Below are 16551 nucleotides of genomic sequence, written 5' to 3'. Positions count from 1 at the left end.
ACTCCACCTTATTGTCGATAAAATCGATGGATATATACGAGTTAAGTCGTTTGAGAAGCCACCGGGACGAGCGTGGCGGCTACGTCTTTGGCCACGTTCACACATTGATCACGGCCATTGGGTACGGACGTCACTTCCCAGAACCGCCCGCGACCGGGCGGGCCGACCAGATAGAGGCCGGCATGGGCCTGCCCATCCGCATCGACTAAGCGATGTCGATGGTCGCAATCGAGACCCAGGCCGAAAGGACCGGGACGGGCCACGCCACAGCTGAGCAGGGACTGCACCAGCGGAATGCGGCTGCGGGAATAGTGCTCGTCAGGACCGGTGCAGTTGATGACCCAGTCGGTCTCCAGCGTTTCGCCGGCCTCCATGGGCCTGCCGCGCCGATGCAGCCGCAAGGCATAGCCTTCCGGGGTCGGTTCGCCACCCAGCACGCGCGCGGCAATGATTTCGACGCGCCCCTCCGCCTGCAGCTTCTCCATCTGACGGGCGATGTCGGGCGCCAACCGATGCCGGTGGACGAGCCAGGGTGAACGAAGATGGCGCAGGAATCGGCGGCGCTCGTCATTCGACAGGGCGAGCCATATGTCACCGGCGCGGGCGCGGAAGGCATCGAACACGCTCTGCCAGGGGATGCCGCGCTCCGCATGGTCGGAGATGGCCGCGCGCAAGGCCGTCATCATGCCGCGCACCGTGTCGGCGGGAATAGGGTCCAGCGGATCGCACGGCAGGCCCGGCGCATCGACAAGGGGCAGCCGCCCCCCGCGCGAGATCATGCGGATACGCGATCCGACGCCGCGCCGGACGAGTTCGAGCACGGCATCGATGGCGGTCGCCCCCGTGCCGACGATGACCACATCGTCCGAGGCGCGGATCGGATCGAGGCTGCCAGCCGCCCAGATATCCGGTACGAGTCGCGGTGCGGGCACGGTTGCCCGGATCGGTGCCGGCGGCGGGTTGCCGAGACACAGTACCACCGTGGCGGCCTCGATCGTCTTGCCGGAAGCGGTAACGACCGCGTGGCCGCCCGGCCGCCGCTCAAGTGCCTGCACATCGTCGCGAAGCCGGCTCAGGCGCCTGGTCGCCTCCACCGCTGCCAATTCGGCGCAGAGATAATCGCCATAGAGACGGCGGGGAACGAAAGTGTCTTCATAAGTTCGACCGGCCGGCCATCCGTTCCGCTGCAGCCAGGTCGCGAAGCCGGCGCCATCCTCCTGGTCGCGCCCGCCCATGCGCTCGGCCGGCACGTTGAGCCGGTGGCAATCCGCCGTGGCCGAGTAGGCGACGCCCCGACCGAACCGCCCATCCCGGTCGATGAGTACGATTTCCTCGATCCCCGGCACTCTCGCCAGATGCACGCCCATCCAGGTACCGTTCGCACCACCGCCGACAATGACGGCCCGACGAGACCTATCCCCGCTCGAAGTCAAGGACGTCATCGCGCTACGAGCTGCCATTCAATCGTGGCGTCGGTCATGACAGGACAGGCAGGCATCGCTCTCCAATCCATACAAACGGAACGGACGGTCCGGTCCGTTTCGAGAGAAAAAGCCATTCCAAACAAGGGCGGCAGCATCTCGCTGCTCATCCATTAAGGCGTACCGGAGTGCCTGTCGATGATTTTTTGATCGCGCCCAACAACCGAGCAGAACGACACCGGCACAGCGACCTGCCTGTATGGGATCACCTCGAACGGCCACCTTCAAAAGGGGAAGATAACGATCAGATCCGGCACGGGTGACCTCCCCCACCCGGTCGATCCAGCCAAGGTGGCACGCACTGCGCTGCGGGACGCGACCTCCGGCGCCGGCCTGCCCGTCACGACCGAAGCGCTCATCGCCGAACTGCCGCACCACAAACCTGCAGCCGCGGCACCGGGGCCTGGCGCCGACGTCTGACGCCAGCAGCGACGGGGCTCGCCGGACACAGCGCCCCCACATCGTGAAGGCACGGGTCGCGACGACCCCATCTTGCCGTGTGCAGAATGACGCGGGAACCGACGCCCGCTTGGGCGCCGCGCGGACGGCCTCCAGTACCGCCATCCCCACGGCCTCCTTATGGCGCGAACTGTCCGATGATTGTCAGGAAATGCCATTTCACGTTGTATGAACTGAGCCATCATGTCTCCATGTGAAAACGATGGAGACGACAAGAATGTCCGCCCAAACCGCTCTGCTCGTCATCGACGCGCAGGAATCTTTCCGTCACCGCCCGTATTTCCGTGAAGATGGCCTGCCGGCCTATATCGAACGCCAACAGGCGCTGATCGATGGCGCGGCAACCCTCGGCATCCCCGTGGTGCAGATCTTCCACGTCGAGGAAATCGGCCCCTTTTCCGAGGCATCGGGCTTGCTGACGGCCCTCGCACCGCTGCGCCTCGAAGCCGACGCGGTCTTCCAGAAGCGGCGCCACAGCGCCCTGATCGGCTCCGGTCTCGACGTGTGGCTGACAAGGAACGGCGTTCGCCGGATCATCGTCTCCGGCATCCGCACCGAACAATGCTGCGAGACCACGACCCGTCACGCTTCCGACCTCGGATACGGCGTCGACTACGTGGGCGAGGCCACGCTGACCTTCCCGATGACCGATGCCACGGGACGCGAATGGAGCGCCGCCGAAATTCGCGCGCGAACGGAACTGGTCCTGGCCGGGCGCTTTGCCCGCATTGCCACGGTGGAGGCGGCCCTCGCCTCCTCGGCCGAGCGAAGCGCGGCATGACCAAGGAGCCGGCGTTGAGAACGATCCCGGTTTTCGTGGTCGTGCCTCCGCGCGCGCTGCTCCTCGACATTGCCGGCCCGATGGAGGCGCTCCGCAAGGCTAATCTGGAACAAGCGGAGGTGCGTTTCGACGTCACCTATATCGGGCCAGCGGATGCCATAGGCAGCTCGATAGGGCTTGCTCTGTCGGGCATCGCTCCCCTGCCCGACGGCCTTCCGGACGATGCGCTGGTCATTGTCGCCGGAGCCGTCGACCTGCCGCTTGGCGAAAGCCACCCGCCTCGGTTGGAAGACCGTGAATTGGAGGAGGCGATCACGACGTGGCTGGCGCGCTCCGTCGGCAAATCCGTCCGGCTCATCACCATCTGTTCCGGCGCCTTGCTGGCCGCACGCGCCGGTCTGCTCGACGACCATGACTGCACCACCCATCACGGCGCGCTGCCCGAGCTCAGGCGCCTCGCACCGTTAGCCCGCATATGCGAGAACCGTCTCTTCGTCGAGGATGGCAACCGGATGACCAGCGCCGGGATCACCGCCGGCATCGACCTCATGCTGCATGTCATCGCGCAGGAAGCAGGACCCGCGACGGCCCTTGCCGTCGCCCGCTACCTCGTCGTCTATCTCCGGCGTGGCGGCGCCGATCCGCAACTGTCGCCATGGCTCGAAGGTCGCAACCACATCCATCCGGCTATTCACCGCGCGCAAGACGACATCACTGCCGACCCAACTCGAAACTGGTCGGTGGAGGAGATCGCACGAAGTGCCGGAGCGAGCCCCCGCAACCTGTCGCGACTGTTCAACGAACATGCGGGTATGAGCGTCACCGATTATGTGAATCGCGTGAGAATCGCCCTCGCCCGCGAATTGGTCGTTGGCTCGCGGCTCGACATGGAGAGCATCGCCGAAAGAGCGGGTTTCGCCTCCAGCCGACAATTTCGCCGCGTGTGGAAGCGGATGCACGACACATCGCCAGCTCAGGGGCGAACGGCCGCAAAACACCCGTAGCCCGCCGTCGCGCCCCTTGGCCTCGACCGGAGACACGCGGACGGATGCTGCCAGCGACACGTCTGGGAGCCGTGCCGGGTCTATTATATATTAAATTTATAGAATTTATTGACATTCACCGATTTCACGGCACGATGGGATGCCCATCTGGTCCGCAGACGTGTTCGTGCCGCTGCGCGCCGGGCTTCCATCTCATCGGAATTTTGCCATGTCGCACCCCATCTCCCGGACATTCGGCCGCCGCCTTCTGATCGCCGCCGCTGCGCTCGCCGCCTTCGTTGCCATCCCGGCGCGCGCGGAAACGCCGCCCGATGTCATCCGCCTCGCCGGCCAGGGGAATGCGGCGGGCAAGCCCTATGGCTCGGCGGTCATCGGCGTGGTTCGTGCCAAGGAATATCTCGAAAAGGAATTCGCCAAGGACGGCGTGAAGATCGAGTGGCAGTTTCCGCGCGGTACCGGTCCCGCCATCAACGAGGCGCTGGCGAACGGACAGGCCGATTTCGCCAACTATGGCGGCCTGCCGAACATCGTCGGCCGTGGCGCCGGACTGAAGACCAAGGTGCTGGCGTCCTACGGCACCAACCCCTCCTATCTCGTCGCTCGTCCCGACCGCGGCGTCGGGAAGATCGCCGATCTGAAGGGTAAGAAGATCGCCGTCTCGCGCGGCACCATCAACGAGCTGGCGCTCAATCGCGTCCTCGCGCAAGGCGGCCTGACGGAAAAGGACGTCACCATCTTCGACCTGCAATCGGCCGACCAGGTCGCCGCCGTCACCACCGGCGACGTCGATGCCGTGCTCGGCGGCAACAATCTGCTGCCGTTGGTGGAGAAGGGCACGGTGAAGACCGTGTACTCCACCAAGGGCAGCCCGGCGCCCGGCAGCCTGTTCGGCTCCTTCATCGTCACCGAGGCCTTCGCCAGCAAATATCCCGAAACCACCAAGCGAGTGGTGAAGGCCTTCGTCGAGGCCGCCGCCTTCGCTTCCGACGAAAAGAACCGCGACGCCGTGCTCGACATCTGGGCGCTGACCGGCGTGCCGCGCGAGGCCCTCGCCAACGACTTCGCGGGCGACAAGCTCGCCGACCGGCTGAGCCCGCTGCTGGACGACTTCTACAAGACCAACATCACCAACGGCGTGACCTTCGCCCTGGAGAACAAGCTCATCAAGACGTCGTTCGACGTCAACCAGTGGATCGACCCGACCTATCTGAACGCCGCCATCAAGGAACTCGGCGTCGAGAAGGCCTGGACGGCGCGCAACGCCAAGGGCGAGCCGCAAAGCTGATCGCTTGAAACAGAGAAGCAAGGCGCGTTCGGCTCGAGGGTCGGACGCGCCTTCCCTACTACTGGAACAGTCGCCACATGCCGCACACCTCACCTCGCCGGAAGTCGGCTGACCGGACCGCTCCGCTCACCCTGGAGGCCGATGTCCTCGTCCTCGGTGGCGGACCCGCGGGCGCATGGGCGGCGGTGACGGCGGCCGAGAATGGCCGCCGAGTGGTACTGGCCGACAAGGGCTATTTCGGCACCAGCGGCGCCACGGCACCGTCGAACACCGGCACGTGGTGCGTGCCGCCGGGCGAGGCCCGCGCCGCCCAGGTGGAGCGTCGCGCCGCCCGTGCGTTCGGGCTCGCCGATCCGCATGTCATGCTGCGCATGCTCGATACCGCCCATGAGGCGCTGCGCATGCTTGGGAACGACGGCTACCCCTTTCCGCGCCAGTCCGATGGCGAACTCTACATCGCCAATCTGCGCGGCCCCGACTACATGCGCCACATGCGCCGCCTCGCCCTGAAGCGCGGCGTCATCGTGCTGGACCATCATCCGGCGCTGGAGCTGCTCGGCGCGGACGACGCCATCGTCGGCGCGGCGGGATGGGATCGACAGCAGAACCGTCCCTGGCAGGTGACGGCTGGCGCGGTGGTGCTGGCGACCGGCGGCTGTGCCTTCGGCGAACGCATGCTCGGCGCCACCGGCCTAACGGGCGACGGCTATCTCATGGCCGCCGAGGCGGGTGCCAGCCTCTCCGGTATGGAATTCTGCGGCCAGTACGGCGTGGCACCCGCCGGCAGCTCGCTCAACAAGGGCCTCCCCTATCGCTGGGCGAGCTTCTTCGATGTCGATGGCAAGCCGCTCGACATGAGCGCCGGCGACCGGCACGTCGCGGTGGCGAAGGGACTGCTGCGCGGCCCCGTCTTTGCCCGCCTCGACAAGGCGGGGCCGGAGATCCAGGACTGGCTGCGGCGCGGCCAGCCGAACTGCTTCCTGCCGTTTGACCGCATCGGCGTTGATCCGTTCACGCAACGCTTCGAGATCACGTTGCGCGGTGAAGGGACGGTGCGCGGCGTTGGCGGGATCCGCCTTCTCGACGAGGGCGGCTGGACCGGCATTCCCGGCCTCTACGCCGCAGGCGATGCCGCAAGCCGCGAGGATATTGCCGGCGCGGCCTCTGGAGGCGGCGGCCCCAACGCGTCCTGGGCTATCGCCTCCGGCCGTTGGGCGGGTGCGGCGGCGGCCCGCACGGCGGTGAGCTCGAAGCGGGACGTGACAGGAAAACTTCGTCGGCTCGGCGGCATTGGGCTGGTCGCTCGCAGTGCCCGTCCCGAGGCGGAAGCGAGTACCGATGTCGTCGCAGCCGTGCGCAAGGAGATGCTTGCCATCGACGGCAACTTTTTCCGAACCGGCCCGAAACTGCGACGCAGCCTGACCCGGCTGGACGGGCTTTGGCGCGACGCCCAGGCCACCCTCGCGGGCGAAGGCGCAGCTGCCATTCGCACCCGCGAAGCCGGCGCGCTGCTCGCCTCCTCGCGCTGGGCGCTCGCCAGCGCCGTGTTTCGCAATGAAAGCCGTGGGCTTCACCGACGTAGCGACGCTCCGGAATCCGATCCGCACTTCGCCCATCGCATCCGCACCTTCGGGCTCGACGAAATCGGCGTAGCTCTCGATCGCGCGAGCTATGCCTCGCCGTTGCGGGTGGCGCAGTCATGATCGAGGTCGTGTCCGCGACGCGCTGCATCGCCTGCGATATCTGCGTGAAGGCCTGCCCGGCCAATGTGTTCGACGGCGGCCCGGGCAGGGTTCCGGTGATCGCCCGGCAGCAAGACTGCCAGACGTGCTTTCTCTGCGAGATCTACTGCCCCGCCGACGCATTATTCGTCGATCCGAATGCCGAAAGGCCGACCGGCATCGACGAAGCGGAAATCACCGCGCGCGGGCTGTTTGGCAGCTATGCCCGCGCGCTCGGCTGGAAGCGCGGCAAGGCCGCCGGTGCCGAAAACGACCCCACCTTCGAATTGCGCGCCTTTCTTTGATTTCACCCCGCCACCGTGAGGAGAGCAGCCATGTCCGATATCGGAATCCAGCGTTCCCAGGGTTTGGTGCCGGGTGGCCTGGCGCCCGACATCACCAGCTGGGATGCACCGCACGCCGTTTCGCGGGCCTGGCGGCGCGGCGGCAGCTTCGCCGTCACCGTCCTTCTCGGCTTGTCGTTGCCGGCGGTGCTGGTGCTTATCTGGTCGGTGGCCGTCCGCCAGGAATGGCTGGCGCCGCAGATCCTGCCGGCGCCGAGCCTCGTCTGGCAAACCGGTCTGGAGCTCGCCACTTCCGGCCAGCTCGCACACGAACTCGCGGTCAGTCTCGCGCGGGTGATGACCGGCGTCCTGCTTGGTGGCCTTGCCGGACTGGCCGTCGGCGTCGCGTTCGGCCTGTCGCGGACGCTGGAAACCTATGCCGCGCCGACCATACGCGCCTTCTTCCTGGTCCCCTCGCTCGGCTGGCTGCCCTTCTTCATGCTGGTGCTCGGCATTGGCGAGACACTGAAGATCGTCCTGATCGCCAAGACCGCCTTCCTGCCGCTGATGGTCGGGGTGTTCGAAGCCATCCGCTCGATGCCGGCGAAATATGACGACGTCGCACGGGCATTGGAACTCGATCGCCGCGCCCGGCTGCGCCACATCGTGCTGCCGGCGGTGCTGCCGGCCATCGCCACCGGCTTCCGCCTCTCGCTCTCCAAAGGATGGAAAGCGCTCATCCTCGTCGAGATGCTCGCCTCGGCGGCAGGCATCGGCTACCTCATGATGTGGGGGCGCAAATCGTTCCAGCTCGACGTGGTATTCGCCACGATGATCGTCATCGGTCTCGTCGGCTGGGCGCTCGACCATGGGCTGCTGAAGCTGCAGAACCGGACCACTCGCTGGTCCTTCCATAGCGTGAGGTGAGGCGATGAGCACCGCCCCCCCCACATCCTCCCCCTCACAGCCGGCCTTGACCCGCTGCGGCCGTCTCTGGCGCGGAGCCCTGCTGCCGATCGCGCTGATCGCGATATGGGCGGCGATCAGCGCCGCGGGTCTCGTCAACCCCGAGCTCTTCAGCCCGCCGCAGGTCGTACTGCACACCGCCATCGAGGATTTTGCCTCGGGCGCGGTGCCCTTCGCCCTGGCGGCGACGTTGCTGCGGGCGCTGATCGGTTCGGCCATCGGCATCTCCGCGGGTTTCCTCGTCGGCACCTTGCTCGGCCTCTCCGGCATCGCCCGGCGCATCGGCGACCCGACCATCAACAGCGCCCGACAGATCGCGCTCTTCGCTTGGATTCCGCTGCTCAGCGCCTGGTTCGGCAACGGCGAATTGATGAAGATCACGCTGATCGCGCTCGGCGCCTTCTTTCCCATGGCGCTGGCGGCGGAGGCCGGCTGCCGCAACGTGCCTGTGCCCTATCGCGAGATCGGCCGTGTGCTGGAGCTCGACCGGCTCACCACGCTGCGCCGCATCGTGCTGCCGGCGGCCACCCCGGCGCTGCTCGCGGGGCTGGAACTGTCGCTCAACATCGCCTGGCTCGGCACCTTCGGCGCCGAGTACCTGATCGGCACCGGCTACATTAACGGCATGGGCGACGGACTCGGTGCCTATCTCGCCGCCGCCCGCGAATTTGCCCGCATGGACCGGGTGATCGTCGGCGTCGTCTCGCTGGCGGTGGTCGGGCTGGCGCTCGACCGCGCCGTCGTGCTGCTTTCACGGAGGGCCCTGCCATGGTCCAGACACTAGACGCCTCGCATACCGCTCCAGCCGCCGGCCCGCATCGCAGTGACATCGACATCCGCAACGTCTCGAAGAGCTTCGCCGTCGACGGCGGCACGGTGCAGGCGCTGACGGATGTCTCGCTCGCCGTGCGGCCGGGCGAGTTCGTCAGCCTCGTCGGGCCGAGCGGCTGCGGCAAGTCGACTCTTCTGCGCCTCATCGCCGGTCTCGATGTGCCGGACAGCGGCACCGTCGCGGTTGACGGCCAGAAGGTGACGAAGCCCAGCCTCACCCGCGGCATCGTCTTCCAGGATCATCGCCTGCTGCCCTGGTTGAGCGTGGAGGCCAACATCCTGCTCAGCCTCAACAGCGTGGCCGGCGCGGCGGAGGAAAAGCGTACCCGCGTCGCCGAACTGATCCGCCTCGTCGGTCTCTCCGGCTTCGAGAAGGCCTTGCCGCACCAGCTTTCCGGCGGCATGTCGCAGCGCGCCGCCATCGCCCGGGCGCTGGCGCCACGCCCACGCCTGCTGCTGCTCGACGAGCCGCTGGGCGCCCTCGATTCGCTCACGCGCGGCTATCTCCAGGAGGAATTGCTGCGCCTGTGGGAGCACGAAGGCATCGCCATGGTGATGGTGACACACGATGTCGAGGAAGCGGTGTTCCTCTCCAACCGCGTGGTGGTCATGGACCCGCGCCCCGGACGGGTGCGGCAGATCTTCGACATTGCCGGTGCACGGCCACGCCAACGGGCGGAGCGCGCCTTCGTGGAAGTGAAGCAGGACATCCTCGATCTGCTTCACCTCCACCGGCACGCTGCCTGAGCCAGCCGCGTCCGCCAGGCGCGACCTTTCGCGCCGATCAAACCTTCTGCCCGGTCTCGGGCGGTCCGTCGGCGAAGGCATGGCGCCGGGCGAGACCGATCGCGACGAGGCTTGCCGCGCACAGCGCTGCGGCGATGCCGATCAGCAGCGGCAGGCCGAGCCAGCCGGCGGCGATGCCGATGAGCGCGGCGCTGGCGGCCGGACCGGTGCGGAAAATCAAGCCGTAGAGCGCCATGGTGCGGCCACGGAACATCGAGTCGGAGAACAGCTGCGCCAGCGACTGCATGCCGATATTGCACATCACATGGCAGAGGCCGGCCAGGGCGACCAGGACGAACGCCACCGTCCGGTCCCCGACGAAGCAGAAGGCGATGAGCGCGCCGGCCATACCGATGCCGGCGAGATAGGTCACCGTTACCAGTCGGTCGGTGGAGCGCCGACGCAGCATCCAGCTGCCGCCGATGAGGGCGCCGACGCCCTGCAAGCTCATCAGCGTCGAGAGCACGCCAGGCCCACCGCCCAGCATATCGCCGGCGATGGCAGGGAACAGTTCGGTGAAGGGACGACCGAGCACCGAGAACGCGATAGCGAGCAGGAACACCGTCGCGACCGCCGGGGTGCGGGCGACATAGCGATAACCGCCGACGAAATCCTGCAGCACGCTGCGACCGCTGGCGGCGCCCGGGCGGTCCAGAGCGGCGCGCAGGCGAGCGAGGACGAAGATCAGCACCGCGAAGCTGGCGCCGTCGACGAGGAACACCACCGCCGTTCCGGCATGGACGATGACAAAGCCCCCGAGTGCCGGGCCAGCGGCACGCGCAACGTTGAAGGCGATGGAATTGGCCGCCACCGCCCGCGCCATGTGGCGGCGGTCGGCCAGGAACCCGATGGCGACGGCCCGGGCCGGCTGGCTCAGTCCCTGCCAGCTGGCATCCGCCAGCGCCAGCAGCCAAAGCAGTTCGATGGTCATCGCCCCCGTCACGGTGACGGCGAACAGCGTCAGCGTCACCACCATGCCGCAGCACTGGAAGAGGAGATTCAGCCGGTAGGGATTGCTGCGGTCGGTGATGACACCCGCGAGCGGCGCCACCCACAGTGCCGCCACCAGTTCGGTGAGGGCGATGGCACCGATCCAGGCGACCGACTGGGTCAACTCCCAGGCCAGCCAGCCGATCGCCATGCGCTGCATCCAGCTGCCGGTGGAGGAGACGGCCTGCCCGGCAGCGTAGAGAATGAAGGGACGGCTGGATGTGGCCGGTGTCGTCTGACCTGGGTCAGGCATGCGTAGGTTCCGTTCATAGGCTCGGCATCGAGAGCCGCGCACGTCCGGATCGGTCCGGCAGCACGCGGGTCGGGCGGTACAAGGGAAGACGCCGGGCGGGAAGCCTGCGGCGCGAGGAAAGAGGAGGCGAAGGCATGACGACGATCCGGCTATGGAGCGACGCCGAGGTGGAGGGGCATCCCGCGGTGAAGGCGGTGTTCGACGACATCCGCACGACGCGCAGGTCCGATTTCATCAATAATTTCTGGCGGGCGCTCGCCAACGATCCGGCGGCGCTGGCGCGGACATGGGACAGCCTCAAGGCGGTGATGCTCGCCGAGGGGCCACTCGATCCTCTGACACGCGAACTGATCTACATCGCCGTCTCGACCGCCAATGGCTGTTCCTATTGCATTCACTCGCACACCGCCGCCGCGCGGGCCAAAGGCATGACCGACGCGCAGCACCTCCATCTGACCGCGATCATCGGCATGGCGGCGCAGACTAATGCCCTCGTTACCGCGCTCCAGGTGCCGGTGGATACCGCCTTCCTCATCGAGAGCTAGCACAAGGGCGACCCATCGTTCCGGCTGCAGGCACTGATGGGCTGCGATCACTTCCCGTTTGGGAGGTTCTCGCAGCTCGTTCCCGTATGGCGCGCCGAGACCGAACCGGAATTAAGACCTGAGACGAGGCTCGTGGTCCGGCACCTTGGCCCGGCCGTCCAGCGTCAAGGGTTTCCGAGAGTTCAGCCTGCATCTCAACATTTTACCAATGAAGGAGTTGACGCCAATAAATTATATTATCTATCGTATTTATATAAATTCGGAACGCGGCCATGGCAACTTCACAGATCCGCCTCAAGACAGACGTGCTGGTCATCGGTGGAGGACCGGCCGGCATATGGGTGGCGCTCAGCATCGCCGAAGCCCGCGCACGCATGGTGACCGCCGAGAAGGATTATGTCGGCGCCTCCAGCTCCTTCAGCAGCGCCAATGCCGGTGCCGACGGCATCAAGCCCGACGATCCCGCTCAAAGCGCGCGACGTCCCGATCCACATCGCCAGCCCGGCGCACATGCCGATCACCACCGGCGGCGAGGTAGCCGGCGTGTCGGCGGAGGTCGAGGCGCGCAAGGCCGCGGCGCGCGCGCCATCTCCCTGTCCGAGACCACGATGGACAGCAGCCTCCATGCACCGGGCCGCCAGCTCGCTTCGCGGAAGTCGACGGGCCGAGACGCATCGTGACAGCCCAGGCGGATACCAAACTGGAGGCAGACGTCGTCGTAATCGGCGGCGGGCCGGCCGGCTGCTGGGCCGCCCTCACCGCCGCCGAGCAAGGCGCGCGCGTAGTCGTGGTCGAGAAGGGCTATGTCGGCACCTCCGGCGCCACTGCCGCCGGCAACACCACCATCATCGATGCCGCACCCGGGTCGGTGGCGCAGTTCGAGGCGTTGGAGCGGCGACGCGCGCGGGGCGCCGGCCTCGTCGAGGAAGACATCGTCACGCGGGTGCTCGACGAGACGCACCGCCAGCTCGACCGCCTCACCGACTGGGGCTACGGCTTTCCTACCTCCGATAACGGCTTGCTGTTCCGCGGCTCGATGCGCGGCGTCGATTATCTCTATTTCATGCGCCGGAAACTGCTGAAGGCAGGCGTGACCATCCTGGACCACGCTCCGGCCGACACATTGCTTGCCCATGACGGCGCGGCGGCCGGTGTCTCCGGCTGGTGGCGCGGCTCGGGCGAACGCTGGACGGTGCACGCTGGCGCCGTCGTGATCGCGTCAGGTGGCTGCGCATTCCTCAGCGGCGCCCTTGGCACCCATAACCTCACCGGCGACGGCTATCTGATGGCGGCGGAGCTCGGCGCCCGCCTCGCAGGCATGGACTTTACCGGGCAGTACGGCATCGCCCCCAAGGGATCCTCGGTGACCAAGGGCATCGTCTATTTCTGGGCGACGCTCTTCGACGCCGACGGCAATCGCATCGAGGAGACCGGCGACCGGCAGGAGATCGTCGCCCGCCATCTCCTCCGGGGGCCGGTGCGCGCGGTGCTCGACAAGGCCCCCGAGCGGCTCCGCGAGGGCATGCGACACGGTCAGCCCAATATCTTTCTGCCCTTCGACCGGCAGGGTATCGATCCCTTCACCCAGCCCTTCGAGGTGACGCTGCTCTATGAAGGTACGGTGCGTGGGGTGGGCGGCATCCTGATCGGCCAGGATGGAGCGACCGACCTGCCCGGCCTTTATGCCGCTGGCGATGCCGCGGCGCGCGAACCGATGAGCGGCGCCACCTCCGGCGGCGGCGGGCCGAACGCCTCCTGGGCGCTGGCAACCGGCGTGTGGGCCGGCGGCGGCGCGGCCCGTTTTGCTCGTTCGCTCGGCCCTCTCGCCACTCGCCGACCGGCGCGCGCCGCCACCGAGACGCTCGGGACGAATGTCGCGCATGCCGATGCGCGGGCGGAAATCGCCGGCATCATTCGGGCTGTGCAAGACGAAGTGCTGCCACTCGATCGTAGCTTCTACCGCTCGGGAGCCCGCCTCGCCGTCTCGGCGCGGCGGCTCGACGATCTCTGGCAAGCGGTTCGACGGTTCGACGGGCGCCTGCCCGGACAGGAAAAAGCGCATGAAGCCGCTGCCATGACGGCCACCGCGCGCTGGATCGTCGCGAGTGCGCAGGCGCGACCGGAGAGTCGCGGGATCCATCGTCGTGAGGACGCCACATCGACCGGCGAGCCGCCCCGGCGGATACATTCCGGCGGGTTGGGCCGCGTCTGGTCGCGGTGGTCTCATGTCACCGACCGTCCACCCCTCGAAAGCTTGGCCGCCGAATGATCGAGCTTCTCTCCGCGACGCGCTGCATCGCGTGTAATCTTTGCGTCAAGGCCTGCCCCGACCACGTATTCGAGGCGGTCGAGAACAGCATCCCGGTGATTGCGCGCAAGGAAGACTGCCAGACTTGCTTCCTGTGCGAACTCTACTGCCCCGTCGACGCGCTCTATGTATCGCCCCTGCGTGATCGCGACGAGCCGGTCTCGGAGGCAGATCTCGCCGATCGAGGCCTCCTCGGCAGCTTCCGCCAACGGATGGGTTGGGATCGTGCCCGTCCGAAGGGCACGCACAGGGACACCAGCTATCGCATGTTCGAGGATGACAAGGTCAAACCTTAACTGATCAAACCGGCAAGCTCTCCGTCACGGACAGCCTAGTGGGCAGAACTGGGAGCCCCCGAGCCGTCCCTCTCCTGCCTCTCAGGGAGCACCACATGGAACGGTTGTTCCGCAGGATGGTGGCCGAGGCAGCCTCACCCTTCCCGTGCATGCCCCTCCTCCTCGCCTTCCGTGAGGGGCGTCCCCTCACATAGCCCCAGCTCGCCTCCTGGCAGGCCTCGCCAAGCGCCACCTCAGGAACGTCTGTCCGATCAGAAGGGCGCATGGCGTCCCTGGGGCACCCGCCGCACGACCTCATCAATGCCGCTTCGGTGACTGTGAAGGGCTCCGTGAAGTTGGCCTCAGGGGCTACGGAAGGGGATGGCTGCATGTGCATGACAAGCCCCCCACCGCTGCCAAAAAGAGACCCGCCAGGCGACGGACCTCATTGCAGCCGTTCGAGGCCGTGTTTATCACCAGCCAAGCTCATAGAATGATGGGAGCCTTCTATGGAGGTGCTGAAAGCGGCTGTCACAGCAGTCGTTGCGGGTGACATGAATGGCCTTCCGATGGTTCTAGACGCTAGTCACGCTGAACTGCGGGATGCCGCTGCAAATCTGGCTCAGTTATCGGTTTCGCGAGCCGCTTTGGTGAGGGTGTTGAGGGAGTGGCGCTGCGGCGCCTACAATGATGAAAATGTTCAGCAATGGGCGTCATTCATCAGGCGCGGCTACGTTGCTGGAAGAAACAAGGGCGCGATACATCCCATTGTCATCGAATATGACGCAAACGACGAAGAGTTAATCGCGCGAATAATCGGAAGGCTCGACGACATCGGAGACCGGATTGATGGGTTTATCGACAAAAATGAGCAAGTGGGAATGCTGCGCGCGCTTGAGATATAGGCACCCAAGACTTGCTCGGAGACATCCCACACCGGCCGCCCTCACCGGCGAGGACTTCCAAGCACGTATCGACGAGCTCCACAATACCGACTCAGACCGGCACCGGAGGAACTTCTGCGGCGCTGGTCGGTGACCGCGAAAATGAACAGCAGCCGATATAAGGAACCCGACTCGATTGAGCCGCTGTCAACCGGGCGACATTCGGACGCGCAGGAGAGCCGTTCGCTAGGCCCCCCTAGGGGACACGTCCATTTTCTCGTCATCGAATATCGAATAAATTCAATGACTTATGGACATGAAAATCAACTGGCGCGCCCTAGGGGAGTCGAACCCCTCTCTCCACCGTGAAAGGGTGGCGTCCTAACCGATAGACGAAGGGCGCGCAGGCGGGCACCTTATACGGGCGCTTGACGGATCGCACAAGTCATCCCCCGCCTGCCCATCCACAGCTTTGCGGCCGCTTTCGCTCTGGGCGCGAAAGAGCCGAGATGGGCGCAACATCGCCGGAGATCACGCCCTGTACGCGGCACAACCGGCCGCCACCACGAGACCCAGCGCTGTCCGCTTCACCACATCGACCAGGCCGCGTAGACGCCACCGACCACCACCACCATGACAACCAGCAGGCTGTTCACCAGAACCAGCCGGATCAGGGCGCGCTTGGCTTCAGGATCGTCGGCCATGATCAGGATCCCTCGTCGACGGCGGCGCTCGCCGACCTGGATCCACACTACAAGCGGGGACCGGGAGCCTCTACGGCACGTGTCGTCGCAGCACCGGTATCGAGAGGTGAAGGAGCTGAGGCGTTTCGTCGCTTATTGCGGCGCCCCTGCCGTAGCCGCACCGCGGGCCACCACATGCACGACACGATAGCCGCGCTCCTTCATCGCCCTGAGCAGGGCCGGCACCATCCGGGCGGTCTGCAGGCGGGTGTCGTGAAACAGCACGATTCCACGTCCGGCATGTGCCATGCGCGCCAGCACCAGATCCAGTTCGGCTTCCGGTGTCATGGTGTTCCAGTCGCTCGCCCACAGATCGGCGCCGAACACGCCCATCTTCCGGCTGGCGACATAGGCCAGCAACTGCGGCGACGACCCAAAGCCGGGGAAGCGAAAGAAGGGAAAGCGCGGCGAGGCCACCACATTGCCATAGGCCGCGCGATCGACGCTGGCGATGCCACGCTCGATATCCCGAACCGCCTTGTCATAGGGCATGTCCGCCAGCGTCATCGGGTGCGTCTGGCTGTGATAGCCGACGCCATGCCCCTCGGCGAGGATGCGCTTGACCAGCGCCGGGCTCTCGGCGGCACGCGTCCCCACCAGGAAGAAGGTGGCGCGGACGCAGCCGGCAGCCAGCGCCTTCAGCACCATTGGCGTGGTGCCCGCGGAGGGACCATCGTCGAAGGTGAGGACGAACTCGCCTTCAGCCAGATCGAGCGTCTGCGGAAAATGCTTGAGACCAACCTCGAGGCCGGCGGGATCGACCTCCAGCACCCGTGCGGTACCCGGCCCGGCGGAACAGTCCCCGGCAGCGAACACCGGCATGGAAAGGCCGGGCAGAATCGCAGCCAAGGCCAACAGAGAGGTCAGAAATCGCATGACGCCACCAGAATGCGTGGAACGGCGTCTCCTACTCCAGCGCCGTGCGCGCCGCCAGCCGCGTGCGACATGGCTGCCC

General features: G+C 66.4%; 16 protein-coding genes, 1 tRNA gene and 1 pseudogene. 14 read left to right on the top strand and 4 right to left on the bottom strand.

Going from position 1 to position 16551, the window contains the following annotated elements:
* Positions 1-41: 41 nt before the first annotated feature.
* Positions 42-1442, bottom strand: coding sequence for an FAD/NAD(P)-binding protein (locus LGR54_RS21650; RefSeq protein WP_255607923.1), 1401 nt, complete (start codon positions 1440-1442; stop codon positions 42-44).
* A 315-nt stretch (positions 1443-1757) separates the two neighbouring features.
* Between LGR54_RS21650 and LGR54_RS21645 the strand changes: the two are divergent.
* The 9 genes and pseudogenes from LGR54_RS21645 to LGR54_RS21605 all read left to right on the top strand — a co-directional run.
* Positions 1758-1901, top strand: a pseudogene (locus LGR54_RS21645) (molecular chaperone); the annotation flags it as partial.
* A 256-nt stretch (positions 1902-2157) separates the two neighbouring features.
* Positions 2158-2721, top strand: a complete 564-nt coding sequence (locus LGR54_RS21640) for an isochorismatase family protein (RefSeq protein WP_230364032.1) — start codon at positions 2158-2160, stop codon at positions 2719-2721.
* Positions 2718-3725: a GlxA family transcriptional regulator gene (locus LGR54_RS21635; protein ID WP_230364031.1), complete on the top strand. Its 1008-nt coding sequence runs from the start codon at positions 2718-2720 to the stop codon at positions 3723-3725. Before LGR54_RS21640 ends, LGR54_RS21635 begins: the two co-directional genes overlap by 4 nt.
* A 208-nt stretch (positions 3726-3933) precedes the next feature.
* Positions 3934-5010 carry an ABC transporter substrate-binding protein gene (locus tag LGR54_RS21630; protein WP_230364030.1) on the top strand — a complete coding sequence of 359 codons (1077 nt, stop codon included), beginning with the start codon at positions 3934-3936 and terminating at the stop codon, positions 5008-5010.
* A 77-nt stretch (positions 5011-5087) separates the two neighbouring features.
* Positions 5088-6713: an FAD-binding protein gene (locus LGR54_RS21625; RefSeq protein WP_230364029.1), complete on the top strand. Its 1626-nt coding sequence runs from the start codon at positions 5088-5090 to the stop codon at positions 6711-6713.
* Complete coding sequence (locus LGR54_RS21620) at positions 6710-7036, top strand: ferredoxin family protein (RefSeq protein ID WP_230364028.1); 327 nt, start codon at positions 6710-6712, stop codon at positions 7034-7036. Before LGR54_RS21625 ends, LGR54_RS21620 begins: the two co-directional genes overlap by 4 nt.
* 30 nt (positions 7037-7066) lie before the next feature.
* A complete protein-coding gene (locus tag LGR54_RS21615; RefSeq protein WP_230364027.1) occupies positions 7067-7942 on the top strand; it encodes an ABC transporter permease in 876 nt (291 codons plus the stop codon).
* A gap of 4 nt (positions 7943-7946) precedes the next feature.
* The gene (locus tag LGR54_RS21610; RefSeq protein WP_230364026.1) at positions 7947-8765 is read left to right on the top strand and encodes an ABC transporter permease; all 819 of its coding nucleotides are present in this window, start codon (positions 7947-7949) and stop codon (positions 8763-8765) included.
* Entirely contained in the window at positions 8750-9559 is an 810-nt protein-coding gene (locus tag LGR54_RS21605) for an ABC transporter ATP-binding protein (RefSeq protein WP_230364025.1), read from the top strand. Before LGR54_RS21610 ends, LGR54_RS21605 begins: the two co-directional genes overlap by 16 nt.
* Positions 9560-9596: 37 nt before the next feature.
* Here LGR54_RS21605 and LGR54_RS21600 read toward each other — a convergent pair whose 3' ends face one another.
* Positions 9597-10841, bottom strand: coding sequence for an MFS transporter (locus LGR54_RS21600; RefSeq protein ID WP_230364024.1), 1245 nt, complete (start codon positions 10839-10841; stop codon positions 9597-9599).
* Between the two features lie 134 nt (positions 10842-10975).
* Between LGR54_RS21600 and LGR54_RS21595 the strand changes: the two genes are divergently transcribed.
* The 5 genes from LGR54_RS21595 (at position 10976) to LGR54_RS21575 (ending at position 14874) form a co-directional block, all read left to right on the top strand.
* Complete coding sequence (locus tag LGR54_RS21595) at positions 10976-11386, top strand: carboxymuconolactone decarboxylase family protein (protein WP_230364023.1); 411 nt, start codon at positions 10976-10978, stop codon at positions 11384-11386.
* Between the two features lie 272 nt (positions 11387-11658).
* Positions 11659-12066: an FAD-binding protein gene (locus LGR54_RS26130; protein ID WP_370638257.1), complete on the top strand. Its 408-nt coding sequence runs from the start codon at positions 11659-11661 to the stop codon at positions 12064-12066.
* Complete coding sequence (locus LGR54_RS21585) at positions 12063-13655, top strand: FAD-dependent oxidoreductase (RefSeq protein WP_370638256.1); 1593 nt, start codon at positions 12063-12065, stop codon at positions 13653-13655. Before LGR54_RS26130 ends, LGR54_RS21585 begins: the two co-directional genes overlap by 4 nt.
* Complete coding sequence (locus LGR54_RS21580) at positions 13652-13990, top strand: ferredoxin family protein (protein WP_230364021.1); 339 nt, start codon at positions 13652-13654, stop codon at positions 13988-13990. Before LGR54_RS21585 ends, LGR54_RS21580 begins: the two co-directional genes overlap by 4 nt.
* Positions 13991-14478: 488 nt before the next feature.
* Positions 14479-14874 (top strand): hypothetical protein, encoded by a 396-nt coding sequence (locus LGR54_RS21575; protein ID WP_230364020.1) that lies wholly within the window; start codon positions 14479-14481, stop codon positions 14872-14874.
* A gap of 307 nt (positions 14875-15181) precedes the next feature.
* Here LGR54_RS21575 and LGR54_RS21570 read toward each other — a convergent pair.
* Both LGR54_RS21570 and LGR54_RS21565 read right to left on the bottom strand, forming a co-directional pair.
* Positions 15182-15256: transfer RNA gene (locus LGR54_RS21570), tRNA-Glu, on the bottom strand.
* A gap of 433 nt (positions 15257-15689) precedes the next feature.
* Entirely contained in the window at positions 15690-16445 is a 756-nt protein-coding gene (locus LGR54_RS21565) for a polysaccharide deacetylase family protein (protein ID WP_370638255.1), read from the bottom strand.
* Positions 16446-16551 lie beyond the last annotated feature (106 nt).

Source organism: Ancylobacter sp. Lp-2 (assembly GCF_020523795.1).
Taxonomy (GTDB): domain Bacteria; phylum Pseudomonadota; class Alphaproteobacteria; order Rhizobiales; family Xanthobacteraceae; genus Ancylobacter.
This window is presented reverse-complemented; position numbering and strand designations above follow the sequence as displayed.